The organism is Cupriavidus sp. a3 (assembly GCF_051015765.1).
GTDB lineage: Bacteria > Pseudomonadota > Gammaproteobacteria > Burkholderiales > Burkholderiaceae > Cupriavidus > Cupriavidus oxalaticus_A.
Genome location: NZ_CP170645.1, coordinates 193,919 through 208,553, shown reverse-complemented (window position 1 = coordinate 208,553; position 14,635 = coordinate 193,919). Strand labels below are relative to the sequence as shown.

The following is a 14,635-nucleotide window of genomic DNA, read 5'->3' as shown; positions in this document are numbered from 1 at the left end:
CATGCGTCATTCCCGCACGATCCTGCTGGCGCTCGCCATTGCCGCGCTGGTCGCCGCCCCCGCGGTGCTGTCGCCGTCGCTGGTCAACGCCACCATCCAGATGCTGATCGCGGTGCTGTTCGCGATGGCCTTCAATCTGCTCAGCGGACAGGGCGGCATGCTCTCGTTCGGCCATGCCGCGTACTTTGGCGTGGGTGCATTTGCCACGGTCCACGCCATGAACGTCGTGGGCGGCAACGGCCTGCTGCCCACGCCGCTGCTGCCGCTGGCAGGCGGCGCGGCCGGGCTTGCCATCGGCCTGGTCGCCGGGTGGTTTGCCACCAAGCGCACCGGCGTCTACTTCGCCATGATCACGCTGGCACTGGCCGAGCTGCTGCATGCGCTGGCGCCGCATATCAAGAGCTGGTTCGGCGGCGAAGCCGGCATCTCCACCATGCGCATGCCGGCCTGGGGCCTGACCTTCGGCGACAGCAACCAGGTCTACTACCTGACGCTGGCCTGGGTGCTGCTGTCGCTGGCGCTGCTCTACCTGTACACGCTGACGCCGGTCGGCCGCCTGACGCTGGGCCTGCGCGAGAACGCCAACCGGCTGCGCTTCCTCGGCTACGACATCCATCGGCTCGGCGTGCTGGTGTTCGCCATTTCCACGATGTTCTCGGGCATTGCCGGCGGCCTGCAGGCCATCAACATGGAGGCCGCCAACTACGTCGTGTTCGACGCCGGCGTCTCCGCGGCGGTGGTGCTCAACAGCTATATCGGCGGCGTCAAGGTCTTCCTGGGGCCGGCGCTCGGCGCGGCGCTGATGACCTTCTTCGGCTATGCGGTGTCCGACCTGACGCGCTCGTGGCTGCTGTACCAGGGCATCGTGTTCGTGCTGGTGATGCTGTTCATGCCGGCCGGCATCTCGGGCCTGCTGACCTGGTGGGTTGCGGGCAGCAAGATTTATGGCGCGCGCCGCCTGCTGCCGATCGCCGTCGCGTTCGTCGCCGCCACGCTGCTGCTGGCGGGCGGCACCGTGTTCGGCGTCGAACTGCTGCAGCGCTTCTTCTCGCAGGACTATCGCGCGCTGGCCGCGCTCAATGGTGGCGCGGGCTGGCCGCCGATCCCGCTGTTCGGCCGCGAATGGGCGCCGCTGTCGCCGCTGACGTGGCTGCCGCCCGCCGTGCTGGTCGGCGCGGGCGCACTGCTGGCGCACCGTGCCAGCCAGCGCTGGCAGCGGCTGCGCGAGGACGCTGACACCACGGACATCGCCGCCGGCGATGCCATCGAGGCCGGGAGGAACCCCGCATGACCGCATCCCCCATCCTGTCGCTGCGCGGGCTGCGCAAGTCGTTCGGCGACGTCGACATCATCCGCGGTGTTGACCTGGATATCGTGCCGGGCGAGCGCCATGCGCTGATCGGCCCCAACGGCGCCGGCAAGTCCACGCTGTTCCACCTGATCTCCGGGCGCCTGCCGCTCACGCGCGGCGAGATCCTGCTCGGCGGCAAGCCGATCCATGGCCTCTCGCCGCAGGACATCAACCGCCGTGGCCTGGCCCGTTCGTTCCAGATCACCAATATCTTCGCCGGCCTGACCGTGTTCGAGAACCTGCGCCTGGCGCTGATGCGCCGGCATGGCCTCCAGTACACGCTGTGGAAGTTTGCCCACAAGGCGCGCGCGGTCAATGAGGAGGCCGCGCACCTGCTGGAGCAGTTGCGGCTCGCGCGCCGCGCGCAGGTGATTGCCGGGGAGCTGTCGTACTCGGAGCAGCGCTCGCTGGAGATCGCCATGACGCTGGCGTCCGATCCGCAGGTGATCATGCTCGACGAGCCCATGGCCGGCATGTCGCACGAGGAAACCAGCTACACCGCGGGGCTGATCCGCGAGGTCACGCGGGGCCGCACGCTGATGATCGTGGAACACGACATGGACGTGGTGTTCTCGCTCAGCGACCGCATTAGCGTGCTGGTCTACGGCGAGATCGTCGCCACCGGCACGCCCGACGAAATCCGCAACAACGCCCGCGTGAAGGAAGCCTACCTGGGCGAGGAGGTCAGCGTATGAACCCCGCACCGCTGCTGTCGGTGGAAAAGCTGCACGCGCACTACGGCAAAAGCCACATCCTGCATGGCGTGGACTTCCAGGTCGGCCAGGGCGAGGTCGTGAGCCTGCTCGGCCGCAACGGCGCCGGCCGCTCGACCACGCTCAAGGCGATCATGGGGCTGGTGCCGCCGTCGGCCGGACACATCCGCCTGCGCGGCCGCGACCTGGCTGGCGCACGCTCGTATGCCATCTGCCGCAGCGGCATTGCCTACGTGCCCGAAGAGCGCGAGGTGTTTGCCAACCTGACCGTCGACGAGAACCTGCGCATGGGCGAGCAGCGCGCGCCAGAGGGCGCGCCGCAGTGGACCGTGGCGCAGATGTTCGACTACTTCCCGCGCCTGAAGGAACGCCGCAATACCAAGGCCGGCAGCCTGTCCGGCGGCGAGCAGCAGATGCTGACGATGTGCCGCTCGCTGCTGGGCAACCCGCTGGTGATGCTGATCGACGAGCCCACCGAAGGCCTGGCACCCAAGATCGTCGCCGTGGTCGGCGAAGCCGTCCGCGACATCCACCGGCGCGGCGTCTCGGTGGTGCTGGTGGAGCAGAAGCTTGCCATCGCGCTCAAGGTGTCGAGCCGCGTCTGCGTGATGGGCCACGGCCGCATCGTGTTTGAAGGCACCCCCGAACAACTGACCTCCAACCCCCAACTACTCAAGGACTGGCTCGCGGTATGAACGCTCCTTCCCTTACCGGATTTCCCGATGCGCAAGCGTTTGCCCCGGCCCGCTACCCGGGCCTGGAGGGCAAGGTGGTGCTCAACACCGGCGGCGCCAGCGGCATCGGCCGCGCCATGGCCCACGGCTTCGCGCGCCACGGCGCGCGGCTGGTGCTGCTGGACCTGGATGCCGAAGGGCTGGCCGCCACCCGGAACGAGCTCGAGGCGGCCTTCCCCGGCGTGCAGGTGCTGACCGTGCAGGCATCGATCACCGACGACGAGGCGGTCGAGCGCGCGTGCGCAGAGGCCGAGGCGCGCTTCGGCCGCATCGACATCCTGCTCAACAACGCAGGCATCTCGATGAACAAGCCGTCGATCGCACTGACGCCGGCCGAGTGGCGCCGCACCATCGATATCGACCTCTCCGGCGTCTTCTACTGCACTCAGGCCGCCGCGCGCCGCATGATCCGCCAGAACGGCGGCGTGATCCTGAGCACGGCGTCGATGTGGGGCATGGTGTCGTCCGCCAACCGGCTGGCCTACTGCGCGGCTAAGGCCGGCGTGGTGTCGCTGACCAAGTCGCTCGCGGCCGAATGGGCGCAGCACAATATCCGCGTCAATGCCGTCTGTCCGGGCTATACGCGCACCGCGCTGACCGACACGCTGATCGAGCGCCGCGCGCTGGACGCCGAGGCGCTGATGGCGCGCACGCCGCTGCGCCGCTTCGGCACGCCGGAGGAGATGGCCGAGGTCGCGCTGTTCCTGGCGTCGGACGCGGCCGCGTTCATCACCGGCCACGCGCTGGTCTCCGATGGCGGCTGGACGGCCGACGGCTTCTGAGCCCGGGCGGCCCCGACTCGCACGACTCGCACGATCCGAACATCCTGAACCAAGGACTATTCCATGTCTGAATGCATCGCCCTGCAACCCGGCGCCGACTGGGTCGAGTTGCGCACCACGGAGGAAGACTGGGCCAACGCGGCCCCCGGCCTGCTGGGCACCATGCTGACCCACATGCACCTGATCCGCGGCTTTGAAGAAGCCGTGCTGGAGCTGGCCGCCGAGGGCCTGGTCCACGGGCCGGCGCACTCCAGCATCGGGCAGGAGGGCGGCGCGGCGGGCTCTATCGTGGGCCTGACCGGTGTCGACCAGGTCAACGGCTCGCACCGCGGCCACCACCAGTTCCTTTCCAAGGCCCTCGGCTACCTGGCGCCGCAGGGGCTGGATCCGGACGCGCCATTCTCCGCCCCCGTGCAGACGCTGCTGCAGCGCACGCTGGCGGAGATCCTCGGGCTGGCGCAGGGCTTCTGCAAGGGCCGCGGCGGCTCGATGCACCTGCAATGGGCCGAGGCCGGCGCGCTAGGCACCAACGCCATCGTCGGCGGCGGCGTGCCGCTGGCGGCGGGCGCGGCCTGGGCGCACAAGCATGCCGGCACCGACGCGGTGGCCGTGGCCTACTTCGGCGACGGCGCGGTCAATATCGGCTCGGTGCTGGAGACGATGAACCTGGCCGCCGCATGGAAGCTGCCGTTGTGCTTCTTCATCGAGAACAACGGCTACGCGGTCTCCACCACCGTGGCGGAATCGACCGCCGAGCCGCGCCTGTCGGCGCGCGGGCTGGGGTTTGGCATCCGCAGCTGGAAGGTCGACGGCATGGACCCGCTGGCCGTGCACCTGGCGATGCAGCAGGCGCTGGCCCATATGCGCGCCGGCCACGGCCCGGCCGTGATCGAGGCGGACGTGTATCGCTTCTTCCACCAGAACGGCCCGTTCCCGGGCAGCGCGTTCGGCTATCGCAGCAAGGAAGAAGAACAGCAGTGGCGCGCGCGCGACCCGCTCGAGCTGCTGGCGCACCGCATGCAGGCGCGCGGCCTGGTCACGGCGGAGCAGGTGCAGGCCCTGCGCGAGCGCGTCAGGGCAGCCATGCAGGCCGCCATGGCGGCGCTGACGCAGCCCGACCCGTCCGGCAAGCCGGGCAAGCGCATCATCCGCCCGGAACTGTGGCCGAGCCCGGACTTCCGCGACGTGGGCATCCGCAGCGAGCTGAAGGAGCTGGAAGGGCTGCGCTATGAAGAGCAGGAGAGCTTCACCGGCATGCTCGACACGCGCAAGTTCGTCGACGTGGTGGCCGACGTGATGGGCCGGCGCATGGAAACCGACCCCACGGTCGTGGTGATGGGCGAGGATGTCCACCGGCTCAAGGGCGGCACCAATGGCGCCACGCGCGGGCTGCGCGACCGCTTCCCCGAGCGCGTGCTCGGCACGCCGATCAGTGAGAACGCCTTTGTCGGCCTGGGCGGCGGCGTGGCGCTGGACGGCCGCTTCAAGCCGGTGGTGGAGTTCATGTACCCCGATTTCATGTGGGTGGCCGCCGACCAGGTCTTCAACCAGATCGGCAAGGCCCGCCACATGTTCGGCGGCGACAGCGACGTGCCGCTGGTGCTGCGCACCAAGGTGGCAATGGGCACCGGCTACGGCTCCCAGCATTCAATGGACCCGGCCGGCATCTTCGCGACCAATCCGGGCTGGCGCATCGTGGCGCCTTCGAACCCGTTCGACTACGTGGGGCTGATGAATACCGCGCTGGCCTGCAAGGACCCGGTGCTGGTGATCGAGCATGTGGACCTGTACAACAGTTCCGCGCTCGGCCCGGTGGACGACCTTGACTACTGCCTGCCGCTGGGCAAGGCCGCAGTGCGGCGCCAAGGCAGCGAGGTCACGGTCATCACCTACCTGTCGATGGTCGGCCACGCGCTGGAAGCCGTGGAGAAGACCGGCGTGGATGCCGAGGTGATCGACCTGCGCTGGCTCGACCGCGCCAGCCTGGACTGGGAAACCATTGAAGCCAGCATCCGCAAGACCAACAATGTGCTGATCGTGGAGCAGGGTGCGCGCGGGACCTCCTACGGCGCCTGGCTTGCCGACGAACTCCAGCGGCGCTGCTTCGACTGGCTGGACCAGCCCGTGCAGCGCGTCACCGGCGCGGAAGCGGCGCCGAGCATCTCCAAGGTGCTTGAGCGGGCGGCGGCGGCGCGCACCGAAGAAGTCATCGACGGCCTGCGCCATGTGATGCGCGAGAAGGGCCAGGCCTGAACCGGGGAGTCATGGAAATGAAGCTGAACATGGTGGTACCACTCGAAGTCGGCATCGCGGTCCGGGACCTGCCCCGCATGCGCCGCTTCTACGAAGACGTGCTGGGCTTCACCTTCGTCAGCGAGGTGGTGGTGCCGGCGGAGAAGTCGGTGCAGGCCGCGATGCATGCGCAGGGCTATACCGTCGTGCGCCTGCAGACCCCGTATGGCGAGCGCATCAAGCTGCTGGCGCCGCAGCGGCCGCCCGCCGCCGAGCCGGCGACGGCGTATATCCTGGACAAGGCCAATGCGTCGTACCTGACCTTCATCGTCGACGATATCCAGGCCGTGGTCGATGCGCTGGTAGCGCAGGGCGTGGAATGCATGACCGGTCCGCGCCGCGTCGAAGTCCGCCCCGGCACCTACCTGGCCTTCTGCCGGGATCCGGAGGGCAATGTGCTGGAGATCGTCCAGTACACGGACATCGCCGGCTATCGTCCCGACCTGTTTGCCAGGGGAGATGCCTGATGGCCGTCCTGCTGCGCATGCCCGAGGTGGCCGCCAATGCCACCCACGCCACCCTGCAGGCCTGGACCCGCCAGGAAGGCGACAAGATTGCCGTGGGCGACTGCATTGCCGAGATCGAGACCGACAAGGCGATCGTCGAACTCAATGCCGACACCGCCGGCACGCTCGGCCGGATGCTGGTCCGCGCCGGCCAGGAGGTGGAGGTCGGCGCGCCGATCGGCGTGCTGCTGGTCAATGGCGAGACACACGCGGATATCGATGCGCTGATCGCTACGTCCGGCGGCATCGCGGTGCCTGGGTCGCAGTCGCCGATGCCGGTTCCGGAGGCGGCCGTCGCGGCCGCCGTTGCAGAACCCGCCGCCGCGCCGGCCGGAGTCCCGGTGCGCATCTTTTCCAGCCCGCTGGCACGGCGGCTGGCCGCGCAACGCGGCCTCGATCTCGCCACGCTGGCGGGCAGCGGCCCGAACGGGCGGATCGTCAGGCGCGACGTGGAGGCGGCCCGGGCTGAGGCGCCTACCGCGACTTCCACCGCAACCCCCATCGCAACCCCGGCGCCGGTGCGGGATGCCGGCACCGAAGACTTCATCGAGATTCCGCACAGCAATATGCGGCGGACCATTGCGCGCCGGCTGGCGGAAAGCAAGTCCACCATCCCGCATTTCTACCTGTCGGTGGATTGCCGGATGGACCGGCTGCTGGCGCTGCGCGCCGAGATCAACGCCGGCGCCGCGCGCAAGATCTCCGTCAATGACTTCGTGGTGCGCGCGGTGGCCGTGGCGCTGCGCGAGGTGCCGGAAGCCAATGTGGCATGGACCGACACCGCGATGCGCCAGTTCCGCAGTGCCGATATCGCCGTGGCCGTGTCCACCGACACTGGCCTGATCACGCCCATCGTACGCGCGGCCGACAGCAAGCCGCTGTCGGTGATCAGCGCAGAGATCGCCGAACTGGCGGCGCGGGCGCGCGCGGGCCAGCTGCGCCCGGACGAGTACCAGGGCGGCAGCTTCAGCGTCAGCAACCTTGGCATGCATGGCGTGGCCGAGTTTTCCGCCATCATCAATCCGCCGCAGGCGGCCATCCTGGCGGTGGGGGCCACGCAGCCGGTGCCGGTGGTGCGCGACGGCCAGGTCGAGGTGGCCCAGGTCATGCGCTGCACGCTGTCGGTCGACCATCGCGCCATCGACGGCGCGCTGGCGGCGAAGTGGCTGGCTGCGTTCCGGCGCCTGCTGGAAAACCCGCTGGCGATGCTGGTCTGAAGGGGGCGCGATGACATCTTCGTTCGACCTGGCCATTGTCGGCGGCGGGCCCGGCGGCTACGTGGCCGCCATCCGCGCTGCGCAACTGGGTATGCGCACCGCCGTGATCGAGAAGGCCGCGCTCGGCGGCATCTGCCTGAACTGGGGCTGCATCCCGACCAAGGCGCTGCTGCGCTCGGCCGACGTGCTGCGCCTGGTGAGGGAAGCCGCGGCCTATGGCGTCACGGTGGCCGAGCCCCGGGCGGACGTCCCGGCCATGGTGGCGCGTTCGCGCGCGGTCGCGGCGCAGCTCAACAAGGGCGTGGCGCACCTGATGAAGAAGCATGGCATCACCGTGCTCAATGGCCATGGACGGCTGGCGGGCCAGGGCCGGTTGCAGGTGCGCGGGGCCGACGGCCAAGCCAGCACCGTCGGCGCCGGCCATATCGTGCTCGCCACCGGCGCCCGCGCGCGGCCGCTGCCGCAATTGCCGGTCGACGGCAGCACCGTCTGGAGCTACCGCGAGGCGCTGGCGCCACCGGCGATCCCGCGCCGCATGCTGATCGTGGGCGCGGGGGCGATCGGCGTCGAGTTCGCGAGCTTCTATCACGCGGTGGGCGTGCAGGTCACGCTGGTCGAGATGGCCGAGCGCATCCTGCCGACGGAGGATGAGGAGATTGCCGCGCAGGTGGCGAGCCAGCTCCGGCGCGACGGTATCGCCATCCACGCCGGCACGCGCCTGGAAGGGGCCCAACGCGGTGCGTCCGGGTGGACGGTGACGCTGGCCGGCGGCGCATCCACGCAGTTTGAGACCGATGTGGTGCTGGTCGCGGCCGGCATCGTCGGCAATGTCGAAGAGCTCGGCCTGAAAGGCACCGGGGTCCGGGTGGAGCGCACGCATATCGTCACGGATGCATTCGGCCGTACCGGTGAGCCGGGCGTCTACGCCATCGGCGACGTGGCCGGCCCGCCGTGGCTGGCGCACAAGGCCAGCCACGAAGGCGTGATTTGCGTCGAGAACATCGCCGGCCTGCAGCCGCACCCGCTCGACCCGCGCCGGATCCCGGCGTGCACCTACAGCCATCCGCAGGTGGCCAGCGTCGGCCTGACCGAAGCGCAGGCGATCGCGGGGGGCCACCGCGTGCGTGTCGGCAGGTTCCCGTTCTCGGCCAACGGTAAGGCCATCGCAATGGGCGCGACGGCCGGGCTGGCCAAGGTGGTGTTCGACGAAGGCAGCGGCGAGCTGCTGGGCGCCCACATGGTGGGCGACGAGGTGACCGAGATGATCCAGGGCTACGGCATTGCGCAGGCCCTGGAGACCACCGAGGCCGAACTGATGTCCGCCGTGCTGCCGCACCCGACCCTGTCCGAGGCGATGCACGAGGCCGTGCTCGCCGCCTACGGCCGCGCTCTGCATATCTGAATCGAACTGACCGCACGGAGACACCGCATGTCTGACTTTGCATCGCGCACGCTGCTGTTGACCGGGGCCAACGGGGGGATCGGCCGCGAGGTCGCACGCCTGTTCCATGCCGGCGGCGCCAACCTGGTGCTGACCGACCTGGATGCGGACAGCCTGGCCGGCTTCGCGCAGACGCTTGGTGACCCGGACCGCATCGCCACGCTGCACATGGATGCTGCCAGCCCGGACGACAGCGCGCGCGCCGTCGCCACGGCGGTGGAGCGCTTTGGCGGCATCGATTTCCTGGTGCCGTCCGCTGGCCTGTACCAGGCCCAGCCCGTCGCATCGATGACCGACGACCAGTGGCGCCAGACGCTTGGCATCAACCTGGACGGCGTTTTCTACCTGGTCCGCCGCGCGATGACCGCCTTGCGCGAAGACAGCGCCATCGTCAACCTGACCTCGGTGGCGGCGCACCGCGGGGCCTACAGCAATGCCCACTATGCGGCCTCCAAAGGGGCGCTGCTGAGCCTTACGCGCAGCCTGGCGCGCGAACTGGGGCCGCGTACCCGTGTCAATGCGGTGTCGCCTGGCATCATTGAGACGCCGATGACGACCGAACTGGTGCGCACGCGCGGTGCCGAATCGGTGGAACAGACGCCGCTGCGGCGACTGGGCCATCCGCGCGAAGTCGCCAGCGCGATCGCTTTCCTGTGCAGCGGCGCCGCCAGCTTCATCACAGGCGAAGTGCTGCACGTCAACGGCGGCCTCTATATGGCCGGCTGATACGGCTCAACCCATCACACCGACTATGCTGAACCTGCAAGATTCCTCGCTGCTGCGGCAGCAGTGCTATATCGACGGCCGCTGGATCGACGGCGAGCGCCGCATTGACGTGACCAACCCCGCCACTGGCGAACGCGTGGGCCAGGTGCCGCAACTGGGCGCCGACGAGACCCGCCAGGCCATTGAAGCCGCCAACCGTGCGCTGCCCGCCTGGCGCGCGCGCACCGCCAGGGAACGTTCGGCGCTGCTGCGCAAGTGGTTCGAACTGATCCTGGCCAACCAGGAAGACCTGGCGCGCATCATGACCGCCGAGCAGGGCAAGCCGAATGCCGAGGCGCGTGGCGAGATCGCCTATGCGGCCTCCTTCATCGAATGGTTTGCTGAAGAAGGCAAGCGCGTCTACGGCGACACGATCCCCGCGCCGGCCACCAACCAGCGCATCGTCGTGACCAAGGAGCCGGTCGGTGTCTGCGCCGCCATCACGCCGTGGAACTTTCCCGCGGCAATGATCACGCGCAAGGCCGGCCCGGCGCTGGCGGTCGGCTGCACCATGGTGCTCAAGCCTGCCTCGCAGACCCCGCTGACCGCGCTGGCGCTGGTCGCGCTGGCCGAGCGTGCCGGCATCCCGGCCGGCGTGCTGTCGGTGGTGACGGGCTCGGCGAGCGCGATTGGCGGCGAGATGAGCGGCAACCCGCTGGTGCGCAAGCTGACCTTTACCGGCTCGACCGAGGTGGGCCGCGTGCTGATGGCGCAGACCGCGTCGACCATCAAGAAGGTGTCGATGGAGCTGGGCGGCAACGCGCCCTTCATCGTGTTCGACGATGCCGACCTGGATGCCGCGGTGGAAGGCGCGATCGTGTCGAAGTACCGCAATGCCGGCCAGACCTGCGTCTGCGCCAACCGCATCTACGTGCAGGCGGGCGTGTACGACGCGTTCGCGCAGAAGCTGGTGGCCGCCGTGGCCGCGCTCAAGGTCGGCAACGGCATGGAGGATGGCGTGCGCATCGGACCGCTGATCGACGACAAAGCCGTGACGAAGGTGGAGGAGCATATTGCCGACGCCGTCGGCAAGGGCGCGCGCGTGCTGCATGGCGGACAGCGCCACGCGCTCGGCCATTCGTTCTTCCAGCCGACCGTGCTGGCCGATGTCGCGCCCGGCATGCTGGTCGCGCGCGAGGAAACCTTCGGCCCGCTGGCGCCGCTGTTCCGCTTCGACACCGAGGACGAGGTCGTGGCCATGGCCAACGATACCGAGTTCGGGCTGGCCAGTTACTTCTATGCGCGCGACCTGGGCCGCGTCTGGCGCGTGTCCGAAAGGCTGGAATATGGCATGGTCGGCGTGAACACCGGCCTGATCTCGAACGAGGTGGCGCCGTTCGGCGGCGTCAAGCAGTCGGGCGTGGGCCGCGAGGGCTCGCACTACGGCATCGAGGACTACCTGGTGATCAAGTACACCTGCATGGCGGGCATCTGAACATGCTGATCGACGGCAATACCCGGTTGGTCGGCATCATCGCCGACCCCATCACCCAGGTGCGCACGCCGCAGCTGTTCAATGCCTCGGTGTCGCGCCAGGGCCTGAACGCCGTGTGCGTGCCGTTCCACGTCGCGCCCGAGCAGTTGCGCGTGCTGCTCGACAGTCTCCCGGCAATGAAGAACCTGGCCGGCATGGTAGTGACCGTACCGCACAAGGAAGCGGTCGTGGCGGCGTGCGCCGAGCTGACGGAGACCGCCCGCCTGGTCGGATCGGTCAACGCGCTGCGCTATGACCGTGACCAGCGCATCTGGGTCGGCGGCAACTTCGACGGCGACGGCTTCGTCGCCGGCCTGCGCGAGCGCGGCCACGCGCTGGCGGGCAAGCGCGCCCTGCAGGTCGGCGCCGGTGGCGCCGGCAAGGCCATGGCCTTCGCCATCGCGCGGGAACGGCCAGCGGAGCTGGTGATCCACAACCGCTCCGCGGGGAAGGCGGCGCAACTGGTCGAACGGTTGCGCGCAGCGCTGCCCGATGTGGCGATCCACGCGGGCGGCGATGACCCGGCCGGGTTCGATGTGGTGGTAAATGCCACGTCGCTCGGCCTGCGCGATGACGATGCGCTGCCGTTGCCGGCCGAGCGCCTGGCCCCCGGCACGCTGGTCTGCGAGGCTGTCGTGCGCGATCCGGAGACCGCGCTGCTGGCAGCGGCGCGCGAGCGAGGCTGTCGTATCCATCATGGGCAATGGATGCTTTACGGGCAAATCGTGGAGATCGCGCGTTTTCTCGGCGTGTCGCTCGAGGCCACCTTTGTAGAGCGGACACTGGGGCCGTGTTGAGTCCATTTGCGTCATGTCTCTCTTATATATTGAATTTAGCTCTCTCCCTAAACCCCTGTCGTCTCGCCGAGGCGCCCGGTGCAACAACTGATCGAAATCGCTAATGCCAGCACCACGGTAGAGTAGAAGGATGAAGATCCGCGACGCTGACACAGCGCACCCTTGCGGCGGTTGGCAACCGCGCTGGCGGTTGCCTTCGGCGTCGCTTCCTTGCATGCCACCGCTGCAACAACCGCGGAGACGCCCACGCGCATCATTATCGGATTTGCGCCCGGTGGCGCGCTCGCGTACTTCGACGCCTTGCAGCGAAAGTTGCCCAATCTCTTCTCGTTCCGCGAACGACAAGTACCTACCGGATATGGGGCTCGACATGAATAGTGGCATGCCGCCACTATGCCGGAACCAGCGAGTGCCTACTGCCTGCGACACGCCAACCGCCTCTGCAGCCTTCTCACTTGTAATCCCTGTCGCGATTTGCGCCCAAAATCGCCGTTCGGTCTCACGCCGATGTGACGGCGCACCTGGCAAACGCATCGCTTCTCGCCCTGTCAACTTCTGCATCCACCCCGCTGGTCGTCCCATAAACACCTCCTTGATTAAAGGTGTTGCGACGACCAGTTGAATCCGCCCTCTATAACGTTGGTAATTTTAATCAACTGCTTCGGAGAGCTCAGGCAACGCCTCACCGGGACCCTACTCCGCATGGGAAACATACATTCGCACGGATGCTGAGCGCAAAAATGACATGCTCGCATGAATGTTGAGCGTGGCTCGCACGAATGACGATCTTCAACAAACGTATGGCGATCTTCACCGGCCTCATAAAATGCAATTAATCGCAAAGAAAGGATCCCAACCCAAAACGAGGCCGCCAGAGACGCGGCCCCATCCCATTGACTAAGCCGTTTCCCGCTCTTCGCGTGCCGCCATCCATTCAAGCAAGACAACCTTCCCCCATTGGATGTCATCGCGGATGGCCTGCGACGCGGTGGCCGGGTCATGGCGCTCCAGTCCGTCAAGCACGCGATAGTGAGGGTGAGATTTCAAACTTTCACGGCTGGCGCGCAGTTCAGTATGGAAGATGTGCAGGAGCGGACCCATGCGTACCCACATGCTCTCGACGACTGCGTACAGGTTGGTCAGCCGCGATGCCGCCATCAGTTCGAAATGGAACTTGCGGTTCTGCGCTGCGGCCTCGCGCGGGCTGACCGCCACGGCCTTGATAAACGCCTCGTGCGTCTTGCGCAGCCGGGCGATTTCCTGCGGCGTGATGCGCTGCGCCGCGGTCTCGGCAGCGGCGCCCTCCAGCAATGTGCGCATCAACTGGATTTCCGCGACGGTGCCGGGATCCAGTTCGGGGACGGTGATCGAGGTGGCAGCGGTCATGGTCAGCGCTTGCTCGCTGACCAGTCGGAAAATCGCCTCGCGCACCGGCGTTGAACTGGTGCCAAGCGACTGCGCGAGCTCGGCCACGCGCAGCCGTTCGCCGGGCACGTACTTGCCGCTCATCAGCGCAGAGCGGATTTGATCGTAGACTCGGGAAGAGAGATTGCCTTTTTCCACCCGTGCAAGTTCTTTCATGGGTCCTGCCTCAGCCATAGGTTCATGGACATATCATATATGATGTGCCGGCGCCGATTTCCCGCTGCGGCGATGGCGCTACTGCGCGGGGGTTGCGCTGAGCAGGAAGTCGGCTAGCAGCCTGATCTGCGAAGTGACCATGTGCTCGCCACGATGCACGCGGCAGCCGCGCTGCCGTGCCGCAATCAGCAGGGCGGTCTCGACCGGCTGCATGATGACCTCGGCGACGATGGTGCCGGGACGCAGCAGGGCGGGGTCGAGCGGCAACGGGTCGTCTGGCTTCAGGCCCAGCGAGGTGCCGTTGACGACCAGGTCCCAGTCGCCTTCCAGGCTGGCGGCGGCCTGAACCGCGGCACCGGGCCGGCGTGCCCGCAGCAGGGCGGCGAGTTCCTCCGCCTTTGCGCGCGTACGGTTCGCCACCGTCAACTGCGCGACACTGGCGTCGAGGAGTGCGGCAGCCACCGCCGTGGCGGCTCCCCCGGCACCGAGCAGCAGGGTGCGCTTGCCCGCCGGGTCGATCTGGTTGTTGCGCATGCCTTCGACAAAGCCGATGCCGTCGTACATGGCGCCAATGAGGCGGCCATCGGCGGTGCGCCGCACCACGTTGCATACGTGCAGGTCGGCGGCAATCCCCTCCAGTTCATCGCAAAGGCCGGCAATAGCCTGCTTGTGCGGCACCGTGACGATCAGGCCTGCGAGGTTCTCAACCTCGCGCAGGCCGCGTACCGCGTCGGCCAGCTGTGCCGGCGCGACCTGCCAGGGCACGAGGACCGCGTTGGTGCCGGTCTCGGCCATATAGGCATTGAAAAACGATGGCGTGCGCACGTGGTGGGTCGGGTAGGCGAGGATCACGATGACGCGGGTATGGCCATTGATGGCGGCGCGGGGCTGAAGATCGGGTGGCTGCATGAGCTATGTCTCCTGAAGCGGGTTGGATGAGTCCGAAAGAAATTCCTTGCCTGACAGGATATATCCTATATCA

At 67.9% G+C, this 14,635-nt stretch carries 13 protein-coding genes and 1 pseudogene; 11 read left to right on the top strand and 3 right to left on the bottom strand.

All coding sequences use genetic code 11. From position 1 onward, the window contains the following. The first annotated feature begins 1 nt into the window (after position 1). The 11 genes from ACAD63_RS33805 to ACAD63_RS33755 all read left to right on the top strand — a co-directional run bounded on the left by ACAD63_RS33805 (position 2) and on the right by ACAD63_RS33755 (position 12,072). Positions 2 to 1,291 (top strand): branched-chain amino acid ABC transporter permease, encoded by a 1,290-nt coding sequence (locus ACAD63_RS33805; protein ID WP_135706828.1) that lies wholly within the window; start codon positions 2 to 4, stop codon positions 1,289 to 1,291. After that, complete coding sequence (locus ACAD63_RS33800; protein ID WP_135706827.1) at positions 1,288 to 2,046, top strand: ABC transporter ATP-binding protein; 759 nt, start codon at positions 1,288 to 1,290, stop codon at positions 2,044 to 2,046. The genes ACAD63_RS33805 and ACAD63_RS33800 overlap by 4 nt, the downstream gene beginning before the upstream one ends. Further along, on the top strand, positions 2,043 to 2,759 hold the full coding sequence (locus ACAD63_RS33795; RefSeq protein ID WP_135706826.1) for an ABC transporter ATP-binding protein: 717 nt from the start codon (positions 2,043 to 2,045) through the stop codon (positions 2,757 to 2,759). Before ACAD63_RS33800 ends, ACAD63_RS33795 begins: the two co-directional genes overlap by 4 nt. Then, positions 2,756 to 3,580, top strand: coding sequence for an SDR family NAD(P)-dependent oxidoreductase (locus ACAD63_RS33790; RefSeq protein WP_135706825.1), 825 nt, complete (start codon positions 2,756 to 2,758; stop codon positions 3,578 to 3,580). Before ACAD63_RS33795 ends, ACAD63_RS33790 begins: the two co-directional genes overlap by 4 nt. Before the next feature lie 63 nt (positions 3,581 to 3,643). Then, on the top strand, positions 3,644 to 5,833 hold the full coding sequence (locus ACAD63_RS33785) for an alpha-ketoacid dehydrogenase subunit alpha/beta (protein WP_135706824.1): 2,190 nt from the start codon (positions 3,644 to 3,646) through the stop codon (positions 5,831 to 5,833). Between the two features lie 17 nt (positions 5,834 to 5,850). After that, positions 5,851 to 6,339: a VOC family protein gene (locus ACAD63_RS33780; protein WP_135706823.1), complete on the top strand. Its 489-nt coding sequence runs from the start codon at positions 5,851 to 5,853 to the stop codon at positions 6,337 to 6,339. Beyond that, positions 6,339 to 7,595, top strand: coding sequence for a pyruvate dehydrogenase complex dihydrolipoamide acetyltransferase (locus tag ACAD63_RS33775; protein WP_135706822.1), 1,257 nt, complete (start codon positions 6,339 to 6,341; stop codon positions 7,593 to 7,595). Before ACAD63_RS33780 ends, ACAD63_RS33775 begins: the two co-directional genes overlap by 1 nt. A 10-nt stretch (positions 7,596 to 7,605) precedes the next feature. Continuing rightward, positions 7,606 to 8,997 carry a dihydrolipoyl dehydrogenase gene (lpdA, locus tag ACAD63_RS33770; protein WP_135706821.1) on the top strand — a complete coding sequence of 464 codons (1,392 nt, stop codon included), beginning with the start codon at positions 7,606 to 7,608 and terminating at the stop codon, positions 8,995 to 8,997. Between the two features lie 27 nt (positions 8,998 to 9,024). Then, entirely contained in the window at positions 9,025 to 9,762 is a 738-nt protein-coding gene (locus tag ACAD63_RS33765) for an SDR family NAD(P)-dependent oxidoreductase (protein ID WP_135706820.1), read from the top strand. A gap of 25 nt (positions 9,763 to 9,787) precedes the next feature. Then, the gene (gene gabD, locus ACAD63_RS33760) at positions 9,788 to 11,236 is read left to right on the top strand and encodes an NADP-dependent succinate-semialdehyde dehydrogenase (RefSeq protein ID WP_434035044.1); all 1,449 of its coding nucleotides are present in this window, start codon (positions 9,788 to 9,790) and stop codon (positions 11,234 to 11,236) included. A 2-nt stretch (positions 11,237 to 11,238) separates the two neighbouring features. Continuing rightward, positions 11,239 to 12,072: a shikimate dehydrogenase family protein gene (locus tag ACAD63_RS33755; protein WP_343550281.1), complete on the top strand. Its 834-nt coding sequence runs from the start codon at positions 11,239 to 11,241 to the stop codon at positions 12,070 to 12,072. Positions 12,073 to 12,226: 154 nt separating this feature from the next. Here ACAD63_RS33755 and ACAD63_RS33750 read toward each other — a convergent pair. The 3 genes and pseudogenes from ACAD63_RS33750 to ACAD63_RS33740 all read right to left on the bottom strand — a co-directional run. Further along, positions 12,227 to 12,633, bottom strand: a pseudogene (locus ACAD63_RS33750) (IS30 family transposase); the annotation flags it as partial. Positions 12,634 to 12,969: 336 nt separating this feature from the next. Beyond that, the gene (locus ACAD63_RS33745) at positions 12,970 to 13,653 is read right to left on the bottom strand and encodes a GntR family transcriptional regulator (RefSeq protein ID WP_343550280.1); all 684 of its coding nucleotides are present in this window, start codon (positions 13,651 to 13,653) and stop codon (positions 12,970 to 12,972) included. A 78-nt stretch (positions 13,654 to 13,731) separates the two neighbouring features. After that, complete coding sequence (locus tag ACAD63_RS33740) at positions 13,732 to 14,562, bottom strand: shikimate dehydrogenase family protein (RefSeq protein ID WP_343550279.1); 831 nt, start codon at positions 14,560 to 14,562, stop codon at positions 13,732 to 13,734. Positions 14,563 to 14,635 lie beyond the last annotated feature (73 nt).

What these genes read in the sequence shown, in the direction of transcription:
- ACAD63_RS33805 (WP_135706828.1), top strand. Translation starts at nt 2, where the DNA reads ATGCGTCATTCCCGCACGATCCTGCTGGCGCTCGCCATTGCCGCGCTG.
- ACAD63_RS33800 (WP_135706827.1), top strand. Translation starts at nt 1,288, where the DNA reads ATGACCGCATCCCCCATCCTGTCGCTGCGCGGGCTGCGCAAGTCGTTC.
- ACAD63_RS33795 (WP_135706826.1), top strand. Translation starts at nt 2,043, where the DNA reads ATGAACCCCGCACCGCTGCTGTCGGTGGAAAAGCTGCACGCGCACTAC.
- ACAD63_RS33790 (WP_135706825.1), top strand. Translation starts at nt 2,756, where the DNA reads ATGAACGCTCCTTCCCTTACCGGATTTCCCGATGCGCAAGCGTTTGCC.
- ACAD63_RS33785 (WP_135706824.1), top strand. Translation starts at nt 3,644, where the DNA reads ATGTCTGAATGCATCGCCCTGCAACCCGGCGCCGACTGGGTCGAGTTG.
- ACAD63_RS33780 (WP_135706823.1), top strand. Translation starts at nt 5,851, where the DNA reads ATGAAGCTGAACATGGTGGTACCACTCGAAGTCGGCATCGCGGTCCGG.
- ACAD63_RS33775 (WP_135706822.1), top strand. Translation starts at nt 6,339, where the DNA reads ATGGCCGTCCTGCTGCGCATGCCCGAGGTGGCCGCCAATGCCACCCAC.
- lpdA (WP_135706821.1), top strand. Translation starts at nt 7,606, where the DNA reads ATGACATCTTCGTTCGACCTGGCCATTGTCGGCGGCGGGCCCGGCGGC.
- ACAD63_RS33765 (WP_135706820.1), top strand. Translation starts at nt 9,025, where the DNA reads ATGTCTGACTTTGCATCGCGCACGCTGCTGTTGACCGGGGCCAACGGG.
- gabD (WP_434035044.1), top strand. Translation starts at nt 9,788, where the DNA reads ATGCTGAACCTGCAAGATTCCTCGCTGCTGCGGCAGCAGTGCTATATC.
- ACAD63_RS33755 (WP_343550281.1), top strand. Translation starts at nt 11,239, where the DNA reads ATGCTGATCGACGGCAATACCCGGTTGGTCGGCATCATCGCCGACCCC.
- ACAD63_RS33745 (WP_343550280.1), bottom strand. Translation starts at nt 13,653, where the DNA reads ATGAAAGAACTTGCACGGGTGGAAAAAGGCAATCTCTCTTCCCGAGTC.
- ACAD63_RS33740 (WP_343550279.1), bottom strand. Translation starts at nt 14,562, where the DNA reads ATGCAGCCACCCGATCTTCAGCCCCGCGCCGCCATCAATGGCCATACC.